Raw genomic sequence first — 23,415 nt, forward strand, 5'->3', positions numbered from 1 at the left:
CTTCTGAATCCGCCGGAAGACGGGGAAGCGCTGCCTGGAACAGGCAGCGAGCACTCAGGTAAACGCACTCAATCGAAGGAACTAGTTTCTTGCACTGTTTCAGCAGATGGGCCGTCGCAATCGCGGCATCAGCCGTCGCGATAGGCCTCACCCTCAGCGGCGTCGCTGCTTCGGCCGAGGCGGCGCCGCCTCCTCCGACCGGGGGCCCGGTACAGCCGAACATCGTCGGAGGACACCCGCCCTCCCTGCAGTACCCGGCCGGGGCGTTCGCCGCGCTCATCTACGACGCCCCCGCCCACGACATCAAGGATCATTTCACCTGCACCACCGCGCAGCTGAACGGCCGCTTCTTCTTGATCGCCGCGCACTGCGTGACCGACCCTCCGGCCGCGCTCAAGGCCGCGCTGATGCGGTTCTACGGGCTGGACGCCACGAGCGCGGCGATCCCGACCGCGGATAAGAAGTTCAGGGTCCGGGTCGGTTCGCCCGACCGGACCGCCGGCGGCACCGTCGTCGGAGCGTCGGTCTTCTACGTGCACCCCGGCTGGAACTGGGGTCAGGGCCCCGAGAGCGACGACATCGCGCTCCTGCGGGCCGACGAGTACGTCAACGGCTACGCGCTGCCGATCGCGCCCCGGAAGCCCCGGTCCGGTGAGACCGTCTTCACCCTCGGGTTCGGTGGCACCGAGCAGGTTTTCAACGGCGAGTTGCCGACCCAGATCCACGAGCTCAACCGCAAGGTCGTCCCCGCCAAGAAGTGTGTCGACGCGGGCATCACCTCGCGCGACATCTGCCTCGGCAACCCCGCGGGCGACAGCGGCGACTGCAACGGCGACTCCGGCGGGCCGAATGTCGTCGAGCAAGACGGGGTCCTCTACAACGCCGGGCCGACCAGCCGCGGCGGCTCCGCGATCTGCGGCGCGACCCCCGACGTCGCCACCTCGGCGTCGGAATTCAGGGACGAACTGGACGACGCCATGCGCGGCAACGCGCCGGTTTTGGCCCACGGCACACCGATCCGCTAAGACAGCCTCCGGCACGGCTGAAGGCCAGCTCGTCCGAAGGCAACCTGCACGCTTCTCCAGCGTGAGCCGAAGGACATCCCCTCCCGGGTCGAAGTTCTCAGTCCGTCGGTCAACGAGAGGGTCGGTGTGCGGTCACCTCAGCGGCGGTGACCGCACACCGCCCGGTGAGCAGGTTCTGGGAACCGTCGAACAGTTCACTGGGCCGGCGCTCCCGGTCAAGTCGTCGATCTCAAGGCGCGGTTACGACCGGCCGGGAGCGTCCACCCTTAACCTGTGGAACCGATGCCCTCGTGCTAACGAAAACTCCACTTCGCGATCGCAATCCGGAGTCACCTCAGCGAATCCGCGCCGAGCACAAGGTCACCAAATGGTAACGGACGCGATGACGTCGGTGTAGCACCGCTGGAGCAACAACTCATTCCCTCCCGTGCCAGCTGCCACGAAAATAACTGCCGAATTCATAGCCATTCCGCGGAAACCCGGTCACAGAGGAGCGCCCACCGTTGCTGGCAATCAGCCTTTCAGGTGGTCCGGCAGAGGATAGCCGCTGCCTCAACACGCCCGTCCACTACGCCGCCCACGCGGGGACACGCCGTCCAGGTCACATTCCCGGCCTCGCCTGTGTTCTCGTCACGGTCGTGCTCTCCCTCGGCGTTATCCGGCGCGTACGCGCCGATGCGGAGCTCAGGAAAACGCGCGTCACCAGACGGCGCGGCAGCCTGAGTGCGCAACGCCGACGCCCCGCGCTCGACGCCGCACGGCCCGCGCCAGCGACCATGCCTGATCCGGTCGGGCGCCGACCTGCTGGGGCGGCTTCTCCGGCAGGAGGTGTTCGATGACCCCGAACGTCGCCGACGCCAGCTCCACGAGGTCCCCGCACAGCGCTCACGATCCGATGGACTGGGCCCTGGGACGCCACGCCGTCCAGCCGATCCCCGAACCGCCGCTCCCCTGCGGCGCGCAGTCCTTCGCCGAGGCGGCGACGCAGCAGTTCCCCGCGCTCGCAGCTGGAACCGTGCGAGGCGGCCGAGCGCCGGTCCCTGTCCAGCGATCCGCTCAACCTCAGTGCGCGGGCGGTCACCACGCCGCGAGGACCGGAACAGAGCCTGCTCCCCAGCTGTCCGCAGCACCAGCAACGCAATCTGGTCACTCCGCGGTTGCCTATCCGCCGCAACTCGATCCAGCCCCCGTGAAGGCGCTGCGTTTCACCGTGTCGCGCTACCACGGTTCCGATCGTCTGGCATCCGTTCTGTTGACCGCACCGTGGTGCCGGGACAGCAACCGTCCCCTCGTGCACGACGACGACCGGATCGCCTGTGTCGTCGGGTGCATGCTGCTGCTCGAGCTGTACTTCGACGGGAACATCGGCGTCGACGCCGGCGGGAGGATCCGGCCGGTGGGCACCACGTCCGATGATGACCCCGCACTCAAGGATCTGCTGACGGCGATCAGGGGTGCGCTGCCGCCGCGCCCCGCTCTCTCCTGGCTCCACTACCTCACCCAGCAGCACCGCGCCATCACGATGGTCTGGCAACGGCTGGTCGACGCCGGAGTGGCCGCCCCGGCCGAAAAGAGGCGGTGGCGATCCCGGCCACGACGCGTCATGACCGAACTGCTGGCAACCGCGTGGGCACCGCATTACCTGAGCCGCAACGTCACTGTCGACGACGCCATCCCGCAACCGGCGATCGCGCTCTGGCACGGACTGAAGGCCTTGCGCCTCGATGCTCGCGCCCTCGAGATGGACCTCGCCATCGGGCAGCGGCTGGACGCTACACCGCTGCCCGCCGAGCTGCAGCCCCTGTTCAGCGCGCTAAACACCACCTTGGCACGTCTGGCCACCCCGCTCTGACCTTCCCGCTTCCACGCTCATCCGATCCCAACGGCCCCAAGGAGCCCCGATGTCGCTTCGCCGCGGCTCAACCTCGCCCATCCCCGGGGAGCTGGACGCTTCCGACAAACTCTCCGCCTGGTCCATCGCGGGACGCGTGATCGCCGCCGCGACCCCACTGACCGTGGTCGCCGGTGTCGACCCGGTCGGGATCGCGGTCACCGGCAACAACTTCCCGCTGGTCTTCCTGCTGATCGCCCTCGTGTACGGCCTGTTCTCCAACGGCTACCTGGCGGCCGCCCGCGTGTGCGATGAAGAATCCCAGGACGCCAGCAGCGGCTTCTACGCCCTGATCCGCAACGGCCTCGGCCGAACCGTGGGCGTCGGCGCCGGATGGCTCGCCGTCGTCGCCTACACCGCACTCACCCTGGGCCTCTACGGGCTGATCGGCTCCGTCCTGAGCACGCCATTGTCGGACCTGTTCGGCATCGCCCTGCCCTGGCAGGCCGTCGCCATCGCCGCCGCGGCGCTGGTGGGCTGGCTCGGGCTGCTGAAGTTCAAGACCCCCACTCAGGTGCTCGTCGTCCTGGTGACGTGTGAGGTGGCGATGATCGGCGCGGCCACCGTCGCCAACTGGCTCCACCCGGCCACCGGCACCCGGCCGCTGGACGCCCTGGACCCCCACCAGCTGACCGTCGGCACCCCGGTGATCGCCGCGCAACTGGCGCTCGCCGTCCTCGGCTACATCGGCACCGAGCTCACCGTGGTCCACGCCGACCACGCCCGCGGCCGCCACAGCGGCGTCGCCCGCGCGACCATCACCGTCCTGGCGATCCTGACCGTGCTCTACGTCCTCACTCCGGCCGGGCTGAGCGTGACCCTCGGCATCGACGGCGTGGTCACCGCCGCCCAGACCGACCCGGCCGGCCTGTTCGTCCGCACCGCGGAGGCCAACCTCGGCCCGCAGTTCGCCGCGATCCTGCAGATCCTGTTCGCCACCAGCGTTCTCGCCGGCGCAATCAGCTTCCACGGCACCACGTCGCTGTACTGCGTTCGCCTGGCCCGCGACTCCGCCGCCCCGGCGATACTTGAGAGGACCGGCACGAAGCACGGCAGCCCCACCGCCGCCTCGGTCGCCCAGACCATCCTCGCGCTCGCCGCCATCGCCGCGGTGTGGGTCACCGGGGCCGACCCGGTACAGGTGCTGTTCTATCTCGGCGGCACCAGCGGGGCCGTGGCGATCCTCGCCTTGCTGAGCTTCACCGCGCTGTCGACCGTGATCATCCTGCGGCGCCATCACCGCACCGCTGAATCTCGCATCGTCGCCGCGGCTGCAGGGCTCGGCCCGGCCATCGACGACGACCGAACCGCCAGCCCGGCCCGACGAGTGTGGAGGGTAGTCGCCGCGTTGGCCGCGACACTCCTGATCGGCGCGCTGACCGTGACGGTGATGATCAAGCTCGACACGCTGCTCGGCGTCGCGCCGGACTCGCCGGCGCCGACCATCATGCGGGTCAGCTACCTCGTCGTGTTCCTGGCCGGAGTCGGATGGAACCTCTGGCACCGGCCACCCCCGGCGGCCAGGGCCACCTCGGGCTCGGAGGCGACCCGATGACCCCCTCCGACGAGATCGTTGACCTGCACGTGTCCGACGCAGCCGAGATCGCCGAGCTGATCGCTCGGGTGTTCGCCGCCGAGGTCGAGATCACCTGGTGGCTCGTGCCGGACGACATCGCGACACGGACTCGGCTCCTGCGTGAGCAGTTCACCATGGTGATCCGCGCCGCCTTCGACAGCGGCGGCCGCGTCCAGGGCATCCGGCGAGGAGGCCGGCTGGACGCCGCAGCCGTGTGGAGCATCCATTCCGGGGGTCCTGTCACCGAGTCGCCCGGCTACGACGCCGCGCTGCGCGCGATCACCGGGGTCCACTACGGCCGGTTCCGTGCTCTGGACTGCACATTCAGGGAAACGACGTCCGAAGCGCCGCATCATCACCTTGAACTGCTCGCCGCCGATCCCCGCGGCGAAGGGATGGGTACCCGTCTGGTCAAGAACTATCTCGACTGGGCCGACCGGCAGCGTGGCTTTCCGGAGATCCACCTGCACGCCAGCAGCGGCAACGCCGCTCGCCTCTACGCCCGCCTCGGCTTCCACACCGGCGACCCGGCCGAGGTCCCCGGCAGCGGCCAGCTGTTCGTCTATCCGATGCGTCGCCATCCGCCCGCGGCCGTCCCGCCGAGCGGCGAGGCCGAGGTCAGCGTGTTGCGGCCGTAGACGCCGTCCACCTCGGGCAGATGATCCCCCTGTTCATGATCGAAGGACCGAGATGACCGACGCCTCGTTCATCATCGCGGCGCATTGCGTCCCCGCCGGCGAGCCGCCGACGCCCACCAGCCTCGGGTCTCGGGACTGGCGCGCCGCCGAGCTTGCCTGCGCGGGTGCCGCGGTCTATACCAGCCCACCGGAGTTCCCTCCGGAGTTCCGGAGCCCGCACCGGAGCGACCTCGCAACCGCCACGGACGTCAGCGCGATCGGTGCTGACCTGGTGCCCGCCGGCGGCCCCGATGACGGCGCGCCCGGTAGTGGTCAAGCGCAGACGGCTGTCCTCAGCGAGTTGCTTCTCGTTCTCCTGTTCAGCTGGGTGCCTTGGTGATGGCATTCGCAATCCTGTTGCGCGACCGGATCGGCCCAGACCTGCGTTTCGGCCGGACCGGCCACGGCTGGCCGTCTCTGGTCCGAGGTGAGTTCGGCGGTGAGGGCGCCGTGCCCGCCGACCGCCTCACCCGGACCATCTTCGCCGGTCCGGCTGTCCCTGACCACCGGCCGCCGAAGTCGAGACCGCTCCTTTCGAAAGACAGTGATGACCGCGATGCCAACGCCGCCGAGCGACCCCGCCGAACCGACTCAGCGAACGGGCGCTGATCGTCGAACGGTCGCCCACGCAGGCCTATCTCAACCGAGCACGCACACCTGCGGCGCGTCCACATCGCCGTCCGAGAACCAGTTGCCGCGAGTCACCGACCGGCTGCTGGTGAGTTTACCGTCCACTTCGGACGTGGCGTTGAGGATCGCGGCGCGGCAGTGGGAGTCGACGTCGGACCTGTGTTGCCGCAGCCGGGCGCGGATCCAGAACGTCCTGCTCGGCGGAGACCACAACTACGCGCTGGAACGGACCTGGTGTGCCAACCAGAAGCGAACACTGCCGAGCCTGCAGTGTGTGTACCGGGAGGAACGTGCGTTTCTCCAGCGGGCCGTCCGCTTCGCGACGGAGGAGCGAGGCCTGCGCCGGTTTCTGGCCATCGGTACCGGGCTGCCTTACGTCGACGCCGTTCACGATCCTGTGCTCACGTACGACTCCGGCCGTGTGGTGTATGTCGACGACGACCAAATCGTCCTCGCCCACCTCGATCTGCTCGCCGACAAGCGGCCCGAGATCGATGCCGTCGCAGGGACCCTCCTCGTCCCGGGCACGGTCCTGTTCGACGACGCCACCCAACGGCTGCTGGCTCCCCAGGACCCGATTTGCCTGGTCCTCTGCGGCGTCCTCGAGACCGTCAAGGACACCGACGAGCTGGCCGCCGCGGTCCAGGACTACACCGACCGGCTTCCCGCGGGGAGCCTGGTGATCGTCTCCCACGCGACCGTCGACGGCCTGGACCCGCAGGACGCGACCGACCGCGCACTGGCCGAGTCGATGCGCGAAGTCTGTAAGGCCTACGCCGACAAACACGCTCCTCAGCGTCACCTCCGCACCGCCGAAGAGCTCCGACACATCCTCTCGGGACTCGACCTCATCGACCCCGGCATCACCTACACCACTGGCTGGCGCCCCGCCCAGTCGGCAAAGGCCCGTCGCCACGCCGAATCGCTGTTCCTGGCCGCTGTGGCGGTGGTCCCTGAAACGAGAACCCTGCCCACGGACGCCGCAACGAGCTCACTGGGGACTCGCCGATGACGCGCATCGCCTCCGGCGCGGCATTTTCAGCGGCGGGCGGCACGCCGACCGCAATCACCCGGCTCGGCGTCGCTGCGGCTGCCACGCTGGCGTGTGCGGCGTGCGCGTCGCCGGCGCCGCTCCCGCAAACCGTCCCGGCGGAGTCGTCGCCGTCCGTCCCGTACGGCGGCGCACCCGCCGTCACCGCCCCTCTCCCGGCGACCGTGCTTGACGGCGACCCCTGCACCGACGCCCTCACGCCCGACCAGGTCGAAACGGCGACCGGCGTCCGGGTCCCGGGCACGCGGGAGGACCTGGCCGCGGTCGGTCCGGCGTGCACGTGGTCCAACCACACGACCGGTGGCACCGTCAGCGTTTCCTACACCCGCAACACCCACACCGGTCTCAGCGGCGTCTACACCAACACCCAACCCCAGTCGGCGATCTGGCGGCCCCTCCCACCGGTGCAAGGGTTGCCCGCCGTCGCCAACGCCAGCACCCGCGGGCAGACACCGCCGATCGGGTTCTGCCAGGCCAGCGTCGGGCTTACCGACACCCTCTCCGTCGACATCAGCCTGCACCTGGGCAGCAGCAAACGCGGCATCGCCGACCCCTGCGGAGACCCGCTCCAGCAGATCTGCGACCTCGTGATCACCACCCTGCGCGCGAAGGGCCGACCGTGACCGCCCCCGGCAACGCCACCACAACCGGCCTGCACCACAAGAAAGTGGGCGTCGATCTCGAGAGCCCGCGCCGGGACCCGGTCGGCGACTACCTGCTCGGCGGCAGCATCAACTCCGCCGCCGACAGAGCCTTCGCTGCCGACCTCGTCGCCGCCCACCCGAAGCTCCCACAGCTAACCGCCACCGCTGCGCGCTGGGACCACGACGCCGCCCAGCTGATGCTGGACCAGGGCACCGGGCACTTTCTGATCCTGGGCACCGGCGGGATGCCGCTCTGGGCCAGCCACACCACCCTGGCGAGCCTGCACGCCGCGCGGGCGCGCATCGTGGTGCTCGAGCACGACCCGATCACCCGACACCTGCACGACCTCGTCGACGGTGGTGACGCCGCCGACCGGGCGCTCGTGCTGCACGTGCCCGCCGAGCGGCACCACGTCCTGCCGCAGCTGCCCGAGGTAGCGGAGCTGCTCGCGTCCGGCACGCCGGTCGGCATCCTCGCCACCGGTCTGCTGCGGCCCGCCGGCATCACCCTCGCCACGATCCTGTCCCTGCTCACCGCGGCCCCGCCCGGCAGCTGGCTGGCCCTCACCCAGCTCACCACCGGACACCCGGACAACGACATCGCCGGGGTTGCCGCCCGCTTCGCCGATGCCGGCATCCCGATCGCGGTCGCCGCCCCGCGCGCCTTCGACGCGGCGATAGCTCCGTTCCGGCTCCGCAGCACGGTCGACGAGGGCGACGCCGCGGAGACACCGTCACCGTCGACGGCCCCGGGAATGCAGACGATGCTGTTGACCGCGAACGCAGCGGCGTCGACCGGGCGGACCCCATGACTCACGTGAGGCCGAGCGTCCGGCTCGTGCAGCACCTGATACTGCTGGCCTGCGTAGGCTGCGCCGCCTGCGGCGTGTCGGCGCTGGCGTTGCTCGTGTTCGACGGGCGCTGCCTCACCTATCCAGGCCCAGGCAGCGACGGCTGCTGGCCGGTGCGGCTGCACCTGGACCAGTTCCTGCCCGCGTACGGCACCGCAGCCGCGGTTCTCGTCGGCCTCACCGCCGGTCCCGCCCGGCTGTGCCGACGCCGTCCCATCGACCCGGTCATCCGCCTGGCCTGGCGCATCCTCGGCGCCACGTTCGCCCTGTCCATGGTGCTGCGATGACCCCATCGCCACCAGAGTCCTGGCTCGTGCTCGTTCTCCTTCCTCCAACACCGCAGGGAAGCCGCCGATGACTATCGCCCCATCTCCGGTGCACGAACCGGCCGAGCGGCGCATCGTAGCCAACGTCTGGGGGCTGTACTGCGCGATCGGTTCCGGTCTGCTGACCTGGAGCGGCGCCGTGTACGTCCCGTTCCCCCAGTACTTCGGCGTCGTCCTCGCCGGCGGTGGCGGTGGCACCGGGGTGGGGTGGTTGCTGGCGTCGTGGCGACGACTGCCGACGGGGTGGGCGCGCAGATACCTGCTCACCGGAATCCCGCTCCTGCTGGCGCTGTGGCTGGCCGGCATCGGCTACGGCCAGGGCGACGCCCTCGTTCCCGATTACCGTGCCTCGCTCGACGACTACCGGGGTGGCTGTCTGGGCGGAACTGACTACGGCCGCGCCGCGGTCCGGTTGCTGTCCCTGCACACCGACACCATCACCGTCGTGCCCCGCCGAGGGCCCGATCTGCGGTTCGCCATCACCGGCTACTCCTGGCCCTCGCCGGACCGGGCCGAGATCGGCGACCTCGGCGTCGTTCCGGCCGACCAGCCGACCCGCACCATCCTGGCCGCCCTCGGCTGCCGCTGACCGTCCCCTATCCGCCACCTGACCACGAGACGACCTGATCATGACTCTGCCACTGCCACTGCTGACCGCCTCCGCCTCGCGCGCTCAGGACGACCGCCGCGGACGTCGTCACCCCCGCGGAACACGCTCGCGCGCCGCGCATCGGTCCGGCTCGCGCCAGCGCATGGCGCTGACCGGACTCGCAGCCGTCCTGTCCGCGGCCGCGTGCGCCGGCCCCACCGACACCGCCCCGCCCGGCACCACACCGCCCCCGGTTCCGATCACCGCCCGGCCGCTCGACCTCACCCGCTACGTCCCTGCGCCGTGCTCGATGGTCCCGGTGGCGCTGACCGAACGCCTCGGGCTGACTCGACGAGAAGAACGCCACGAGAACGTCCTGATCGGCGCCGGAACCCAAGCCCAGTGCCGTATATCCGCCGCGCCGCCGCTGACCGGTGTGGCCGAACTCCGCCTCTACCCGGCATCCCGGCCACTGCCGCTGCTCACCGGAGTCACCCCCGCCCCCACCCCGACGTCCGTGGGCGCTTACCCCGCCGCGCAATGGATCCTCAGCACCGGACGCGACGGCAGTGCCACCTCCTGCCACAGCATCGTCGACGTCGCCCCGGGCCAGGGATTCAGTGTCCTGGTCAACGGCCCCGCCGGAGAAGCCATCGAGAAGTCGTGCGCCCGAGCCAGACATCTCGCCGAAAGCATCCTCGCCGGGCTGCTCACCTGACCGCTCTCCGACATCGGCAACCGCCGACCGTCGCAGCAATTCCCTGGCACGAAGGAGATTCTCGACCGATGCTGCACCCTCTGCCACCCACCGGCTACCCCGCCAGCCAGGCGATCCCGCCGACGCCCGGCTTCAGCGCCAACCTCGAATCGCTGCCCCCGGACGCCGTATCCGGAATAGGCACAGCCACCGCCCCACGCGTGCTCTCCACCCGCCCGCAGGCCGAAGGCAGTGAGACGCGATGAACGACACCGGCAGGCCCGATCATGCAGCAGCGGCATCCGGCGGAAGCCGGCTCGCCGGCACCGGAGACGACGACCACGGTGACGAACGCCAGGACAACCGTGCAGGACCGGGTGCACCGATGGGGTCCTCGCGCTCGGCAGATCCACCGCCCGCCGGTCCCCGCGAGCTTCCGCCAGTCGCGACACATTTCGTCAGTCGCACCGACGAGCTCGCCGGCTTGGACAAGTTGGTGGCGGACGCCGCGCGAGGCGCGGGGTCAGGGGCCAGTGTGGCGGTGGTGATCGGCCCCGGCGGCGTCGGGAAGACCGCGTTGGCGGTGAAGTGGGCCACCGAGCACGCCCACCGCTTTCCCGACGGCCAGCTCTACGTCGATCTGCGCAGCTTCTCCCCCGACACCGCGTTGACACCCTTCGACGCCCTCGGCAGGTTCCTGCGCGCCCTCGGTGTCCAGCCGGAGCAGGTGCCGGCGACCCTGGCCGAACAGCTGGGCCGGTACCGGACGATCACCGCCCGGCGCCGGCTGCAGCTGCTGGTGCTGGTGGACAACGCCGCCTCGGCGGAGCAGGTCCGGCCGCTGATCCCCACCTCCATCCGCAGCGTCGTTCTCGTCACCACCCGGATACGGCTGGACGGCCTGGTCGGCGACGGCGCGCAGCTGGTCGAAGTCCCGCCGCTGCCGCAGGCCAAAGCGGTCGCGCTGCTGACCAAGCTCGTCGGCGGAGACCGTCCCGGGGCCGAGCCGGACGCGGTGGCAGAACTGGCCCAGCTGTGCGGGCGGTTTCCGATCGCGCTGCGAGTAGCGGCCGCCCGGCTGATCACCCGATCGCACTTGGCGGTGTCCGAGGTCGTGGCGCAGCTACGGGACGAGCGGTCGCGGCTGGCCGCGCTCTCGATCCCTGCCAGCCCCGAGGACTCAATAACCACCCTGTTCGACTGGTCCTACCACTACCTCCAGCCCTACGAAGCCGAGCTGTACCGCCTGCTGGGGCAACTTCCCGCGGCCGAGTTCGGGATCGGCGTCGCGGCCGCGGTGACCCAGCTGGCAGCACACGAGGTCGGCGTGGGTCTGCAGGCGCTGGTCGATGCGAGCCTGCTCCAAGAAGTCGGTCCCGACCGGTACCGCTTCCACGACCTGGTCCGGCTGCACGCCCGCGCCCAACCCGAACAGCACCGGCTCGAGGTCATTGCCCGCGCCGGCGCTTGGTACCTGGAGGCGATGACCCGGGCGAACTTGGCCGTAATCCCGGCGACGCTGCGCTGGCGGGTCGGCCCCACCGCCGAGCAGCTGTCCGGCGAACCCCCGGCGTTCACCTCCGACCGAAAAGCCCTGGACTGGCTGGCCCGCGAACTGCCGAACGTGCTGGCAGTGCTGGAGGAGGTTGCCGCCGACCGGCACGACGAGCTGGCGTGGCAGCTGTGCGAGGCGCTCTGGGAACCGATGCTCTACCGCAAGCCCCTGCCGGAGGCGCTGCGCGCGCACGAACTCGGGATCACCGCGGCCCAGCGCTGCGGGCACACCGTCGCCGAATCCCGGCTGCGATACCAGCGTGGCCGGGCCTATTTGGACCTCGGGCAACCGGACGCGGCCGAGGCGGAGACCCTGCGCGCAATCGAGCTGGCACGCGAAGCAGCCGACCGCCGCAACGAGTCCGCAGCCCTGGAACAACTCGGGCGGGCGTGGCAAGCCCGCGGCGACGTCGACACCGCGATCACGCACTTCACCACGAGTCTGAATATCGAAGCCGAACTCGGCATCGACCGCGGCGTAGCCAACCGGCATCGCCGGATCGCCGACGCCCTGCTGCAGGCCGGCCGCGCGGCCGAGGCGGGACCACACCTGGCCGCAGCACGGCAGATCTTGTCCACGGCCGGGGACGACAAAGACCTCGCCCGCGTCGCTATCAGCGAGGCCCGGCTCGAGGGGCAGTTCGGCCGGCCCGAGGCCGCGATCGCGCTTCTGCTGGCCGCGCGTGAGGTACTGCGCCGCTCCGGCTCGGTGGTCTACGAGGCGTACGTGCTGCTCGCCCTGGCCGAAGTCGATGAACACCATGGCCGCCCCGAGCAGGCGCGCGGCTTCCTGACCGAGGCGGTCGAGCTCCTCCGCGATCTCGGCGGACCGGTGCTGGAGGAAGCCCGCGACGCCCTCGCGGCCCTGGACCGCGCCGTTCCTGCCGCGCAACCAGCGATACCCACGACAGCCCCGCCGTCTACAGAGGAATCCGAGTAAGGACTTGCCGAAGATGTCGCTTCTAGATTGTCTCCTTCGCGATGGCCGGCACACGCGCGCAGCGGTGCCCACGCCGACCCGGAAGCCGTTGACCGTGACGGCGGCCTCGTGACGGCCCGGCGAGGGCCGGTGTTCGGCCACCCAACCTGCGCTCGGGGTCTGATCACCAACACCGAGGGACAGTGGTTGCTGGTCAGGCCCCGACACGGTGGCTCCTGCTGGCGAATACCCGGTGGACGAGGCAAACCCGGCGAATCTCCGGCCGACACCTGCGTCCGCGAACTGCACGAGGAACTCGGCCTGCACCTGACGCCGGGAGATCTGATGGTCACCACGTTCACGGTGCCGCTCCGTCCCGAGCAGGACGGCCGCGGGCGTGTCAACTTCCTGTTCGACTGCGGCGTTCACCGCGGCGCTGAACTGTCTATCACCATGCAACGCGCGGAAATCGTGGCTACCGCTTGGATTCACCAAGCCGAGGCGATGACGCTGCTGCACCCCGGCGACCGGCACCTGGTCGGTCTGGCCCTTGAGGGGCGGCACTACGGCGAGTACCGCAACACCTCAAGCACAGGCACCCGTCCGGCGCCTACACGGGCACCGGCTCGCCCGAGCGGGAGGCGGTCGCGTTGATCCGGCAGCCGTCGTCCAGGTCGATCCGTTTCCCGCTGGCCGCACCTCGAATCTGGGTGGATCGCAGTGACCTCCTCGTCGCACTGCAAGCACACGTCAGTGAGCCGGGGCAGACGCGAGTGCTGCTGCACGGCCTGCCGGGCATCGGCAAGACCGCGCTCGCGGCGACGTGGCTGGCCGGCCTCGACCCACCGGCTGGAAGCGTGCCGCTGATCGCGACCCTGCAGTCCGGGCCCGGGCCCGCAGTCACCGCTCACGAGGTTCTGGCGGAGTGGCTGCGCACCCTCGGCGTTGCCCCCGAACGCATCCCGCCGAGCCTCGCCCAGCGCAGCGCAGCCTTCCAGCAGCGCACGCAGAACACACCGGTCGTCGCGTTCATCGACAACGTCGTTGACGTCACCGACGTCCGCGCTCTCCTCCCGGGCGGAGACTCGAGCATCGTCGTCGCCACCAGTACACTGCTGCTCGGCGAACTGATCGTGGACGGCTTCGCGCTCTACCCGGTGGCCGAACTACCTGCCGACGACGCCGCGGCGTTGCTTGCCGCCTACCAGCGCGACGCCCCGTCCCTACCGACTCAGTCCCGCTGGCGTGAGCTCGCGGCGCAGTGCCGCGGACATCCCCTGATGTTGTGCCTGGCCGCCGCGTTCCTCGCGATGCGCCGGCACACGACTCCGGCCGACCTCGTCGATGTCCTCGCCCGCCGTTCCGCCGACACCCTGACCGTCGGCGGCTCATCCCTGGGAGCCCTGCTGACCGTGGTCTACGACGACCTGCCCGCGCTCGCCCAGCAGCTCTACCGGCTGCTGGCTGACCACCCCGGCCCGGATTTCACCGTCCCCGTGCTCGCCGACGCGCTCGACCAACCGCACCACCAGGTTGACGACGCGATGCACGAACTGTTTCGCGCGCACGTGGTGTCCGACACCGGCGCCGGACGCTACGCGCTGGGACCCAGCGTCCGCCAACACGCCGAGCGCCAACGCCTCGAAGTCGACGGCATCGCCATCCGCGACGAACAGGTGCGTCGAATGATCGCCTGGTACGTCGAGGGCGCCGCGGGGGCCGCCGACACCATCAAGACCGCGGCCCGCCGCTACACCCCCGTCTTCACCACCGGCCGCGCCGACCACCGGCGGCATCCGTCGGCGGCTCTGGCGCAGGAGTGGTTCGACACCGAGCGCCAGAACATCATGGCCGCGCTGGCAACCGCCGCCGATCTCGGCCTCGACGAACTGGTCGCCGAGGCTGCCGAGGCGGTATGGGACCCGCTGCGCACGAGCTACCGCTTCGACGACATCGCCACGACCCAGATCCGCGCCAAGGCCGCCGCGCGAACCGTCAGCACCGCGTTCGCCGCGGTGGTGACCGCACGCGCCGCCTTCGCCCTGACCTCACTCGGCGAGAACCAGAAGGCGCACGCCGAAGCCGAGGAGGCGGTCGAGCTCGCCCAGAGCACCGGCGATTCCTGGGCCCAGGCCATGACGCTGTCGACGCGGGCCCGCGCGCTCACCGCGGCCGGGTGGATTCAGGACGCGATCAACGACCTCAACGATGCGCTCGTGCTGGACCGCCAGCGTGGCGATCGGCGCAGCGTCGCACTGCGGCTCCGCCGGCTGGGCGAGGCCCACCTCGCCCTCATGAATCCGCGGGGCGCTATCCCGCTGCTGCGGGAGTCGGTCGAGGAGATGGGCGCCGCCGGAGACCGGGCCGGACACGCGCGCTCGCTGACCTACCTCGCCCAGGGGTACCTCGCCGCCGGCGACCTGAGGGGTGCCCAGGACGCGGCCTACCGCGCAATCGTCTACTTCGAGCAGACCGGCGCAGTCCGCCATCTGGTCGAAGCCAGACTGGTCGTCGCCCGGGTCTACGAGCAGTACGGAGACTTCCAGGCCGCTGACGCGCTGTGCGGTGAGTTGCTGATCGCCCTGGACGAGGAGTCCGGCGCCCCGGTAGAGGCTTGCCGGACCGAGATCAGGAGGCTCAGGGAAAAGCTGGGATAAGCAGCCCTTCTCGTCTCGTCGACAGCTCCGTCAACGCCGGTGCCCGCCTGCGTTGCCGGGCCGTCGCGGTGGCGCGGGTAGCAGCTTGCGCTCCTTGCCGCGAGGCACCATGGATGCTGCGGCTTCGGCGGTTTGATGGGCGAGTTCAGGCAGGACGTGGGTGTAGGTGTCGGCGGTGATAGTAATGCTGGAGTGACCGAGGAGTTCCTGTACGACCTTGAGGTCGGCTCCTGCGGCGAGCATGAGGGTGGCGGCACCGTGGCGCAGGTCGTGCAGGCGAACAGGCGGCAGCCCGGCAGCCTCGGCGATGACGTGAAAGGCGTCTGAGAGCTTTGCTGGTTGCAAGGGCCTGCCGTCGGGTTCGGTACAGACTATTCCCTGCTCCACCCAATCGGCGCCCGCGAGCTGCCGCAGAGCTTCCTGACGTCGCCGTTGGGCTCGCAGGACCTCGACACTCGCGCTGTCGAGGGCGACGGTGCGGCCCGAGGCTTCGCTCTTCGGCTCGCCGAATTCAGCCTTCCAGCCGACCTGGACAAACGCGGTAGTGATGGTGATCGATCCGGCGGCGAGGTCGACGTCCCACCAGGGCAGGCCGCAAGCCTCCCCGCGCCGCAGGCCCCGGTAGGCGATCAGGTGCAACAGCACGTAGTACGGGTGCCCCTCGGCGTGGTCCAGAAAACGTCCTACCTGGTCGGGTGTCCACACCATCACCCGTGACGGTTTCTGCCCGGTGCGCTGCCAGCGTTCAACTCGTGATGGTGTCCACAGCAGCGCCTTGGGTCGCTTTCCGGAGTCAAGCTCGACATACGCTGCAGGGTTGAACGTGATGTTGATATTCGGATCGCGGATGGCAGCGTTGAGTGCGGTGCGCAGGGTCGCGCGGTACCGCTGCATCGTGGCCGGTCCCATGACACGCACGCCGCGGACGCTCTTGCGGATCTCAGGGTCGTCGCTGGCCTTGGCGGCGATGATCGCCTCGTTGCGTTCGGTCATGGCGTCGAACATGCTGGCGATGTGTTCGACCGTCAGCGCGTCGAGGCGGTAGTGGCCCAGGTGAGGTTCGAGCCAGAGGCGGATATGGCCGCTGTAGGAGAGCTTGGTTGCGCCACGGAGCTTCTTTCGTCGCGAAAGCCAGGTCGTGAGCCATTCGGCGACGGTGGGGATGTTCCCGAGGTTCTGGGTCTCGGCATGAAGTTGCTTGGCGATGTCCGCCGGCGGAGGAAAGGGTTCTCCGGTCTGCAGCTTGTTGTCGATCAAGTCACCGACCCTGGTGACCGCGGTGGATCCGTGGGGCTCGGCCGCCTTGACCAGCGAAGCCATTTTGTCCAGTTGGCCTTGGGCTTCGGTCTGGGTGGCGTATCCGCCGCGGCGGCGGGTGCGCCGGGTTCCGTCGTGCTGATGGGGAAGCTCGGCTTGGAAGAACCAGGTGCCGTGATCGGAACTCCAGGCTCCGTTGCGTCGCTTGATTTTCGGGCACGCGGTGCCGAGCCGTCTGCCGGTTGTGGGGTTTTTGCATGAGCAGCGTTTGAAGGTGCTTCCCGAGAAGTTCTTTTGGTTCATCGGATTCGTTCCTTCCGCAATCCGGTGGGTCGGTTCGGACAGCGGCCATCGACGCTCTGATAGGCCGTCGAGGGGAAGCGCTAGCTACGAGGCTCTTCGTCCAGGCCGAGAAGTTCGATCAGTCGGGCTACGACGACGCGGTACTGGCGGCCGGCCCGGACGACGGGAACGGGGAAGGTTCCGTTCCGAGCGGCTTTGTACGCGGTGGTTCGTCCGATCTTCAGGACTCGTGCGGCGGTCATCAAGTCGGTAGTGACACCCAGGTGACCCAGCTGTTGGGAGGCGCGTGCCCGGGCGGTGGCGGGTAGCGGGGTGTCGGGGTCAACGTGAGTGAGGCGGTCGAGACCGTGCATGGCAATATTCCTCGTGGTTGGGCACTGCCAGACAAGTGCGAGCCTGGAATGCGGTTCTCCTGCGCGGCGGTTCCCCCGCGCCGATGCGCTTCCGGCAACGGGTTGTCGTCGGCGTCGCCGACGACCGGTGTGTGGCACTGTCAGGCCGCCGGAACGGCGTCCGATTGACGGATGGAGAGTCCTACCGGGCCCGGAACGGTCGCCTCGGCGCCGCTACGGCAGGAGAACGGGGAGCAGCCGTCAGGATCGTCTTCCTCGGCGCCGGATCGGCCGCGGGTGGCGTCGAGGTCGACTTCGGCGAGTGGACGCAGCGACCGGTGGATGAAGAACTGGCCCCGTAACGGCTTGCCTTCGACGGTGGCGCGTGGGCTGCCGTTGCGGATCGCCCGGTCGAACTCGACCAGGTCCGCCCACGCACCGGGATCGGTGTCCCGAATGAACCGAACCCGCGAGTTTCCCGAGTACGGGCAGCCGATACACGAACTCTTCACCACCTCCCGCAGCCCCCGGTCACGCAGGTAGACGAGGCAGTCCGAACGCGACATCCCCAGATCGAGGAGGGGAAGATGTTGCGGGTGTAGTTGACGTCGGAGTCCTTGGCGCGGTGGAACTCATCCGTCGAGATGCCGATGGCCTGATCGACGAACACCCCGCGTGGTACGCGGATCGGGTGCGGGTAGCCGAGAATCTCCCGCACTGCCTTCTTCAAGGGCCGGATCTTGTACTCGTTCGTGCATTGGCGCCGTGCCATTCCCCGCGACCCGTCGGGGTTCTTGACGAACAACGGCATGGTGACGAACCGGGACGCCGGGTTGAGCGCGTCGCGGCGGATGTTGCCCTGAGACACCGTCCGCACCGGGATCCCTGCCCGCGCGCCGATGCGTCGGGCGGTGTCGAGCTGGGCGTAGACCTGTTTGGGTTCCCAGCCCGTGTCGGCGAAGAGGGCGGCGTCGAACAGCGGGATCTCCCCGTCGCACGCGAGCAGAAGCGTGCACAGGCTTTGTACTCCAGCGCCGAGACTGAGGTACCGGCCTCGCGGTGCTCCGCGGTAGCGCTCGCGGCGCGGGCGTGCGGGTCGGCGGGTTGCGGGTGGGCGGCGCCGCGACGGGGTCAGGTTGTTCGGGTGTGATGTGGCGGCGTGTTGGCTGGCGGATGCGCGGGAGGTGGTGGTCACGGTGTCTCCTCCCGGTTGTGACCGGTGGTGTGGTCGTGGTCCGGGGTGAGCAGACGGTGCGGGATGCGCCGAACGCTCGTCGCCGGGCTTTGGGCCGCCCAGAACAACGCAGGGGTGATCAGGGCGCGGTGCGCGGGCAGATCAGAGAGCACCCAGTGCTCGGCGGGCCGCAGGGCTCCGTGCTCGTCGCGGGTGCCGACAGCTTGGTAACCGGTGTACTTGAGGTTGGTGAGGATCGCGGTGACCCCGGTGGGCGGCCACGAGGTGTGCGTGCCCGGCGGCGGGTAGCGGTCGGGGTCGGCGTCGAGGCGGGCGGTGATGCGCTCGACCGACAGGCCGGTGACCGCGCGCCAGTAGAAGATCGCCTGCACCACCAGTGCCCGGCGCGGGTCTGGGGTGAGGCGCGTGCGGGGGTTGCCGCGTCGGCTCGCCGCGGCCTCGCCAACGGTCATCGTGGTGTAGCCATACGGCGGGTGGTGGACGTTCCAGCCGGCGCGAATCAGGGCTGCGAGTGCCTCGGCGGACCGCCGCGTCACCGGGTGCTGCGGCACACCGACGTGGTGGCGGGTCCCGGTTCGGTTCGGCGACCGCTGGTGCCGCACCGTCAGGCGATGACCGATGGCGCGGGCCCAGCGGCGCAGGAGGCTGAGTCGGCGCGTTGTGCTGCGGGCGGGCATAGCAAGAACTCCTTTTCCGGGCGGAGCGGGTGGAATGCGGCGCTGCGGGACGGGCCGGTGGCGGGTCGGCTCACCACCCCGCGGCGCCGCGAGTTCAGGGACGCGCGCCGGTGCCGGCGCGGCGCGCACGCGCGGCGTCTGCAGGGCGGGACGTGCCCGTGCTCGGACGAGCGGTGCCTCTCGGGCGGGCGGGCACCGGCAGCGGTACGCCGGCCGGCGGATGGTTGAGGTGGGTGAGGTCGGCGAGCAGCAGGCGCAGGGCATGGGCTGCTTGTTGGGGCATGACCCCGTTGCCGAGGGCGCGCAACTGGGCGGTGCGGGGCAGGTCGAGGTGGTCAGCGGTGGCCCAGCCCGGGGGCAGGCCCATGAGCCATTCGACGAAGGCGGGTGCGAGGACGGGGCGTCCGTGGCGGCCGGGCTGGGTCGGGTAGGGCGCGGGGCGGCCGGTGATGAGTTCCCAGCGGTGCACGGCGGCGGCGTACTCGCCCCACTCGACCGGTGGCGGTTCAGCGCGTGTGCCGCGGCGGGCGCGCGATACGCGGGCAGGTGGCACGATCACCCTCCTCCTTCCGTGCACTCGTACTCGGGCGGGGTGTGGTGACGGCGATGACGACCGACGGCAGCATCAGGTCGCCCTTCGAACCGCGTTGCGCGGGGCATCCCTTTGTCCCGTCGGTCGCCCGGGGCGTAGGCAGCAGGCGTAGGGTGTCCAAGAGGGACGGACCTCCTTGGCGTGAGGCAGCAGAGATTCCGTTGGAAGAACCGTCGTGCGCGGTCGGTGTCGGCAACAGCGCCCCACGCTCCGGGGGAAAGACAGCTACGACCCCCGGAATTTGTTTTTGCGCAACAGGTTCCCTCGCGTGCCAGGTCCGGCGTCGTGAGGGAGCGTGCCCGGTCGGGAAGCGACGGTCCGCCGTCGTGGGTGTCGTGGGTGCAGTTCTTCGCATCCGACGCCGTCGGCGTCGGCAGCAGCCGTACCGAGTCGGTCAGTGTCACGCACCCGGCCGGGATCGGTCGGCCCGGTTTGAGCACAGTCTGGATCGCCGCTGACCGCGAGTCCGCCGCCGTCGGTGTCGGCAGCAGCTGTGCCGGGCGGATCACCGAGTCGACGGCGTCGTTGAGGTTGACCTGATGCCCGCCCGCGCGGCGCCGCGCCGGATCGACCGGACCGCGCGGTTCGCCGTCGCGAGCCTGCGGCGTCGGCATCATCCGCATCCCGTCCCGGCCGGGGGACGGCACACACGAACACCCGCTCCCGCCGGTGCGCGGCTCCGATGTCGCTGGCTCGTACGCAACGCCAGACCGCGTCATACCTCGCTTCGGCCAGCCCGCCGAGAACGTGGTCGAGCCCGCCGTTTCTCCAGCGGAGGGCGGCGACGTTCTCCACGACGACGAGGCTGGGTCGTAGAACGCGAACGGCGTCCAACACGCTGCTCCACAGTCCACTTCGAGCGCCTTTCTCGATACCCGCGCGCCGACCGGCCGCGCTGATGTCCTGACAGGGGAACCCGGCGGTGAGCACGTCCACCCGCTCCACGCCGGAGAAGTCGACCGCCCGCAGATCACCCAGGTTCGACACGCCCGGCAGGCGGGCGGTGAGGATCCGCTCGGCGTGCGGGTCGAGTTCGCTGTACCACGCGATCCGGCCACCGAGAACCGCGGCGACCCCGAGATCCAGACCCGCCAGCCCAGTGCACAGCGACCCGATCACCGGCCCCTCGGTCGCCACGAAATGCGCGGCGTCGCCGCCATACGGTGCGCTCATCGCCGCGCCCCTCTCCCCGGCGAACTACCCGCGACGTCGTCGGCGCGTCCGTGCGCCGGTCGAGAGGCAGGGCGGGCGGTGTCCGGATGGGTGTATCCGCGACGACGCTGCGGGGATCGTCGCGTGACCGTCCCCGCGCGTGCCTCGGGGTCTGATCGGACCGGCCCAGCTACGGTCGTAGCGGTGATCCTCTGGTGCAGTCGTGCGTGCCAGTCCAGCGCGTAGCGCAGGCAGTTGGCCTCGCTGCGATGACTGGGAGTGCAGCCCGCCACGTACCGGCCGCTGAAACTCCACGCGGCCGAATCACTCGAGGCGATCGCCTCGCCATAGCGCGCCAGCCCCAGTATCTTGACGCCGAAACAGTGCAGAACCAGGCCGCGTGCGTGCAGCGAACGCACAATTCGCTCTACCTCGCCCGTGTGACTTCGCCGGCACACGCTGCCCACGCCCACGAGCGACAGCGCCGCCAGATCGACACCGTGACGCTCGTACAAATCGGCACAGCGGTGGTAATCGGTGACCTGATCCCCTTGGACGATGGGGATGATCGGCAGTTCCGGCGCCAGGTCGCGCAGCTGCAGGTAGTTGCGGACGGTGCGCTGCAAGTGGGCGCGCACGCTCAGCCCGGTACGGGCCCGGACCGCCGCCTCGACCATCCAGTCCTGTGGTGCCGCCCACTCCAGGTTGCCGATCTCCTCGGCGTAGCGGCGGACCGCCGCGACGTAGCTGCGCGCGTCGCTACGCCACCGCCCGTACAGCGACAGTTCCGAGAAGCCGCCGGAGTCCACGGCCCACGGGTGGGTCGCGCGGGGCAGGGTTCGGCGGCCGGCCAGGCGCCGGTGCGACACCAGCAGCGGGATCCCGAGATCGCGTTCCAGCCACGCCGGCTGATGGATGCCGAGATAGAACTTCACGACCGCACCCCCTGCCGTCGCGCTACCCCGATCGCGACCGTGACCGCCGCGAGGGTGGCGAGTGCTTTCCCGGCGAGCTGGCCAGGCAGCAGGGTCAGCGTCCCGAACGCGCACGGCACGAACACGACGCTGTCCACGACCAGCCCGCCGAGGTTGGACCCGCTGATCGCCGCCGCCTGCCCGCGTGGCTGCCACCGGCGATACAGCCACGAGTCGGTGAGCTCGGAGAGCAGAAACGCGGTCGCGCTGGCCACCGCGATCCGTGGTGTGGCCACGGCCGCCGAGAGCACCGTTCCCGCGGCGATGGCCGCGAACACGCCCACCACACCCAACGCGTCGTGCACGACGTCGCGGGCGGTGAACGCCGCACCCGCCACGCACGCGCCGAGCGGAATGACCAACGGTCCCGCGACGAGCACGTGGTAGGTGCTGGCCCAATTCGCCCCGGCCACCGCCGCGAGGTAGCAGCCTGCCGATATCCACCCGGCCGCCGACGCTGCCGACTCGCGCACTCCGAGGCGGCCCGCCGGCAACGGCGAGGGAGCGAGCGCGCCACTGACGTTCGCCGCCGCAGTCATGCTCGCCCGCCAGCGTCCGGCGACCCGTGCTCCGAGCGTCGTGACGGGCAGCGGTGACGGTCGGCGGCGCGGCGCGCTGGATCGGGCCACCGGCAGTGAACGGTCCACCCGCAGGCGGTGCATCGCGCGCGGGCACTCACGCCGACACCCCGCGGCCGTAGCGGGCAGTCGCCGCCGAACTCTGGGCCGACGGCGCACGGAGGACGACGACGTCCTCGTGTGCGATCAGGTGCAGCGGCAGGCCTTGCTCGCGTTGCTTGCGGATGAAGTCGCGCTGGAAAAACGACCCCCGCGCAACGAGGCCGGTGTCGGCGACGCGGGCCAGCAGGGCGACGCACCGCTCGACCGGGATCAGGCCGGCCGCTTGGCCGCAGGCGATGATCTGCGAGGGCAGGTCGATCAGCTCGGAGTGTTCGCGCCACGGGCGCACGGTGATCGCGATGTGCCCGCCCGGGCGCAACACCGCGGCGCAGCCGCTGAGGATGCGGGTGAAGCCCGCGAGCAGGCGGTGGTGGCCGACGTTGGCCAGGTTCCCGCGGTCCAGGGCGTTGCCGTAGCGGTGGTGGTACTTGTGCACTTTCCCGTCCGGCGAATCCGTCGTCGCCGTGACGACCTGCCCGTGCAACGACGGCCCGTACGGCGGCGAGGTGACTACAAGCGCGACCTGCCCTCGGTACTTCTCGGGCAGCAGCTGCGGCAGCCGGCGGGCGTCGCCGCGCACGATCTCGGCGTCGTGGTCGTGGCCGCGCCTCCGCGCGAGCTCGAGGTTCTCGCGGGCGACGTCGACCCAGTGCGGTTCGTACTCCACCCCGACCGCGCGGCGCCCGGCGTCGATCGCCTCGACCAGCGTCGTGCCCGACCCGGCCATCGGGTCGAACACCAGGTCTCCGGGACCGGTGTAGTGGCGGATCGCGTGCGCGGCAACGGCGGGGAGCATCTTGGCCGGGTGCGCGGTGGAGTCGGGCACGTAGCGGCCCTTGCGCTGCGCGGCCGGGGAGGTCTGCGCGGTCACCCACACCGACAGCGGCACCTCGCCGCCGCCTGCCGGATCGGCCGCGGCACCGAGGTCGGGTGGCACGCTCGCCCCGACGCTCGTCTCCTCACGTGTCGCGGCGCGGGTCCTGGTGTCCAGCGCGTCGATGAGCGCACGCGAAATCGGCACCGTGAGTTCGTCACCGCCAGGAGAAACGGGGCCAGCCGTGGCGCTCGGGTTCGGGCGGGACGGATGTGAGTGGGACATGATTGGACTGCCTTTCGACGGGAGCGGGAACGGCCGCGGCGGCCGCGTGCGAACGGGGCGACGGCGT

The 23,415-nt window shown here is 70.3% G+C and carries 23 protein-coding genes; 15 read left to right on the forward strand and 8 right to left on the reverse strand.

Features of this window, described 5'->3' with window-relative positions:
• Positions 1-89: 89 nt before the first annotated feature.
• The 15 genes from AA23TX_RS36835 (at position 90) to AA23TX_RS36905 (ending at position 15,087) form a co-directional block, all read left to right on the forward strand.
• The gene (locus AA23TX_RS36835) at positions 90-1,025 is read left to right on the forward strand and encodes a S1 family peptidase (protein ID WP_196425742.1); all 936 of its coding nucleotides are present in this window, start codon (positions 90-92) and stop codon (positions 1,023-1,025) included.
• A 1,189-nt stretch (positions 1,026-2,214) separates the two neighbouring features.
• Positions 2,215-2,877 carry a GPP34 family phosphoprotein gene (locus AA23TX_RS36840; protein WP_196425743.1) on the forward strand — a complete coding sequence of 221 codons (663 nt, stop codon included), beginning with the start codon at positions 2,215-2,217 and terminating at the stop codon, positions 2,875-2,877.
• A gap of 49 nt (positions 2,878-2,926) precedes the next feature.
• A complete protein-coding gene (locus AA23TX_RS36845; RefSeq protein ID WP_155547627.1) occupies positions 2,927-4,471 on the forward strand; it encodes an APC family permease in 1,545 nt (514 codons plus the stop codon).
• The gene (locus AA23TX_RS36850; protein ID WP_196425744.1) at positions 4,468-5,130 is read left to right on the forward strand and encodes a GNAT family N-acetyltransferase; all 663 of its coding nucleotides are present in this window, start codon (positions 4,468-4,470) and stop codon (positions 5,128-5,130) included. Before AA23TX_RS36845 ends, AA23TX_RS36850 begins: the two co-directional genes overlap by 4 nt.
• A 52-nt stretch (positions 5,131-5,182) precedes the next feature.
• Positions 5,183-5,509 carry a hypothetical protein gene (locus tag AA23TX_RS36855; protein ID WP_155547629.1) on the forward strand — a complete coding sequence of 109 codons (327 nt, stop codon included), beginning with the start codon at positions 5,183-5,185 and terminating at the stop codon, positions 5,507-5,509.
• Between the two features lie 402 nt (positions 5,510-5,911).
• Entirely contained in the window at positions 5,912-6,811 is a 900-nt protein-coding gene (locus AA23TX_RS36860) for an SAM-dependent methyltransferase (protein ID WP_196425745.1), read from the forward strand.
• Positions 6,808-7,473 (forward strand): DUF3558 family protein, encoded by a 666-nt coding sequence (locus AA23TX_RS36865; protein ID WP_155547631.1) that lies wholly within the window; start codon positions 6,808-6,810, stop codon positions 7,471-7,473. Before AA23TX_RS36860 ends, AA23TX_RS36865 begins: the two co-directional genes overlap by 4 nt.
• The gene (locus AA23TX_RS36870) at positions 7,470-8,306 is read left to right on the forward strand and encodes an SAM-dependent methyltransferase (RefSeq protein ID WP_196425746.1); all 837 of its coding nucleotides are present in this window, start codon (positions 7,470-7,472) and stop codon (positions 8,304-8,306) included. Before AA23TX_RS36865 ends, AA23TX_RS36870 begins: the two co-directional genes overlap by 4 nt.
• A gap of 26 nt (positions 8,307-8,332) precedes the next feature.
• Positions 8,333-8,632, forward strand: coding sequence for a dimerization/docking domain-containing protein (locus AA23TX_RS36875; protein WP_155547633.1), 300 nt, complete (start codon positions 8,333-8,335; stop codon positions 8,630-8,632).
• Between the two features lie 67 nt (positions 8,633-8,699).
• On the forward strand, positions 8,700-9,260 hold the full coding sequence (locus tag AA23TX_RS36880) for a hypothetical protein (protein ID WP_155547634.1): 561 nt from the start codon (positions 8,700-8,702) through the stop codon (positions 9,258-9,260).
• Between the two features lie 40 nt (positions 9,261-9,300).
• Positions 9,301-9,978, forward strand: a complete 678-nt coding sequence (locus AA23TX_RS36885) for a DUF3558 family protein (RefSeq protein ID WP_155547635.1) — start codon at positions 9,301-9,303, stop codon at positions 9,976-9,978.
• 68 nt (positions 9,979-10,046) lie between these two features.
• Positions 10,047-10,223: a hypothetical protein gene (locus tag AA23TX_RS36890; RefSeq protein ID WP_155547636.1), complete on the forward strand. Its 177-nt coding sequence runs from the start codon at positions 10,047-10,049 to the stop codon at positions 10,221-10,223.
• A 269-nt stretch (positions 10,224-10,492) separates the two neighbouring features.
• Positions 10,493-12,451, forward strand: a complete 1,959-nt coding sequence (locus tag AA23TX_RS36895) for an ATP-binding protein (RefSeq protein ID WP_196425747.1) — start codon at positions 10,493-10,495, stop codon at positions 12,449-12,451.
• 129 nt (positions 12,452-12,580) lie between these two features.
• Positions 12,581-13,084: an NUDIX domain-containing protein gene (locus tag AA23TX_RS36900; RefSeq protein ID WP_196425748.1), complete on the forward strand. Its 504-nt coding sequence runs from the start codon at positions 12,581-12,583 to the stop codon at positions 13,082-13,084.
• Between the two features lie 119 nt (positions 13,085-13,203).
• The gene (locus tag AA23TX_RS36905; RefSeq protein ID WP_155547639.1) at positions 13,204-15,087 is read left to right on the forward strand and encodes a hypothetical protein; all 1,884 of its coding nucleotides are present in this window, start codon (positions 13,204-13,206) and stop codon (positions 15,085-15,087) included.
• 30 nt (positions 15,088-15,117) lie between these two features.
• On the opposite strand, the gene AA23TX_RS36910 is transcribed toward AA23TX_RS36905, so the two are convergent.
• The 8 genes from AA23TX_RS36910 to AA23TX_RS36945 form a co-directional block, all read right to left on the reverse strand.
• Positions 15,118-16,647: a tyrosine-type recombinase/integrase gene (locus AA23TX_RS36910; RefSeq protein WP_155547640.1), complete on the reverse strand. Its 1,530-nt coding sequence runs from the start codon at positions 16,645-16,647 to the stop codon at positions 15,118-15,120.
• Between the two features lie 840 nt (positions 16,648-17,487).
• Complete coding sequence (locus AA23TX_RS50545; protein ID WP_230862995.1) at positions 17,488-18,174, reverse strand: hypothetical protein; 687 nt, start codon at positions 18,172-18,174, stop codon at positions 17,488-17,490.
• Positions 18,171-18,851 (reverse strand): recombinase family protein, encoded by a 681-nt coding sequence (locus tag AA23TX_RS36920; RefSeq protein WP_155547641.1) that lies wholly within the window; start codon positions 18,849-18,851, stop codon positions 18,171-18,173. Before AA23TX_RS36920 ends, AA23TX_RS50545 begins: the two co-directional genes overlap by 4 nt.
• A 94-nt stretch (positions 18,852-18,945) precedes the next feature.
• The gene (locus AA23TX_RS50550; RefSeq protein ID WP_230862996.1) at positions 18,946-19,410 is read right to left on the reverse strand and encodes a hypothetical protein; all 465 of its coding nucleotides are present in this window, start codon (positions 19,408-19,410) and stop codon (positions 18,946-18,948) included.
• A gap of 258 nt (positions 19,411-19,668) precedes the next feature.
• Positions 19,669-20,616 carry a DNA cytosine methyltransferase gene (locus tag AA23TX_RS36930; protein ID WP_155547642.1) on the reverse strand — a complete coding sequence of 316 codons (948 nt, stop codon included), beginning with the start codon at positions 20,614-20,616 and terminating at the stop codon, positions 19,669-19,671.
• Positions 20,613-21,530: a deazapurine DNA modification protein DpdA family protein gene (locus AA23TX_RS36935; RefSeq protein ID WP_230862997.1), complete on the reverse strand. Its 918-nt coding sequence runs from the start codon at positions 21,528-21,530 to the stop codon at positions 20,613-20,615. Before AA23TX_RS36935 ends, AA23TX_RS36930 begins: the two co-directional genes overlap by 4 nt.
• Positions 21,527-22,108, reverse strand: coding sequence for a VUT family protein (locus AA23TX_RS36940; RefSeq protein ID WP_196425749.1), 582 nt, complete (start codon positions 22,106-22,108; stop codon positions 21,527-21,529). Before AA23TX_RS36940 ends, AA23TX_RS36935 begins: the two co-directional genes overlap by 4 nt.
• A 136-nt stretch (positions 22,109-22,244) precedes the next feature.
• Positions 22,245-23,348, reverse strand: a complete 1,104-nt coding sequence (locus tag AA23TX_RS36945; RefSeq protein WP_196425750.1) for a TRM11 family SAM-dependent methyltransferase — start codon at positions 23,346-23,348, stop codon at positions 22,245-22,247.
• Positions 23,349-23,415: the final 67 nt, after the last annotated feature.

It is taken from the genome of Amycolatopsis camponoti, assembly GCF_902497555.1.
GTDB lineage: Bacteria > Actinomycetota > Actinomycetes > Mycobacteriales > Pseudonocardiaceae > Amycolatopsis > Amycolatopsis camponoti.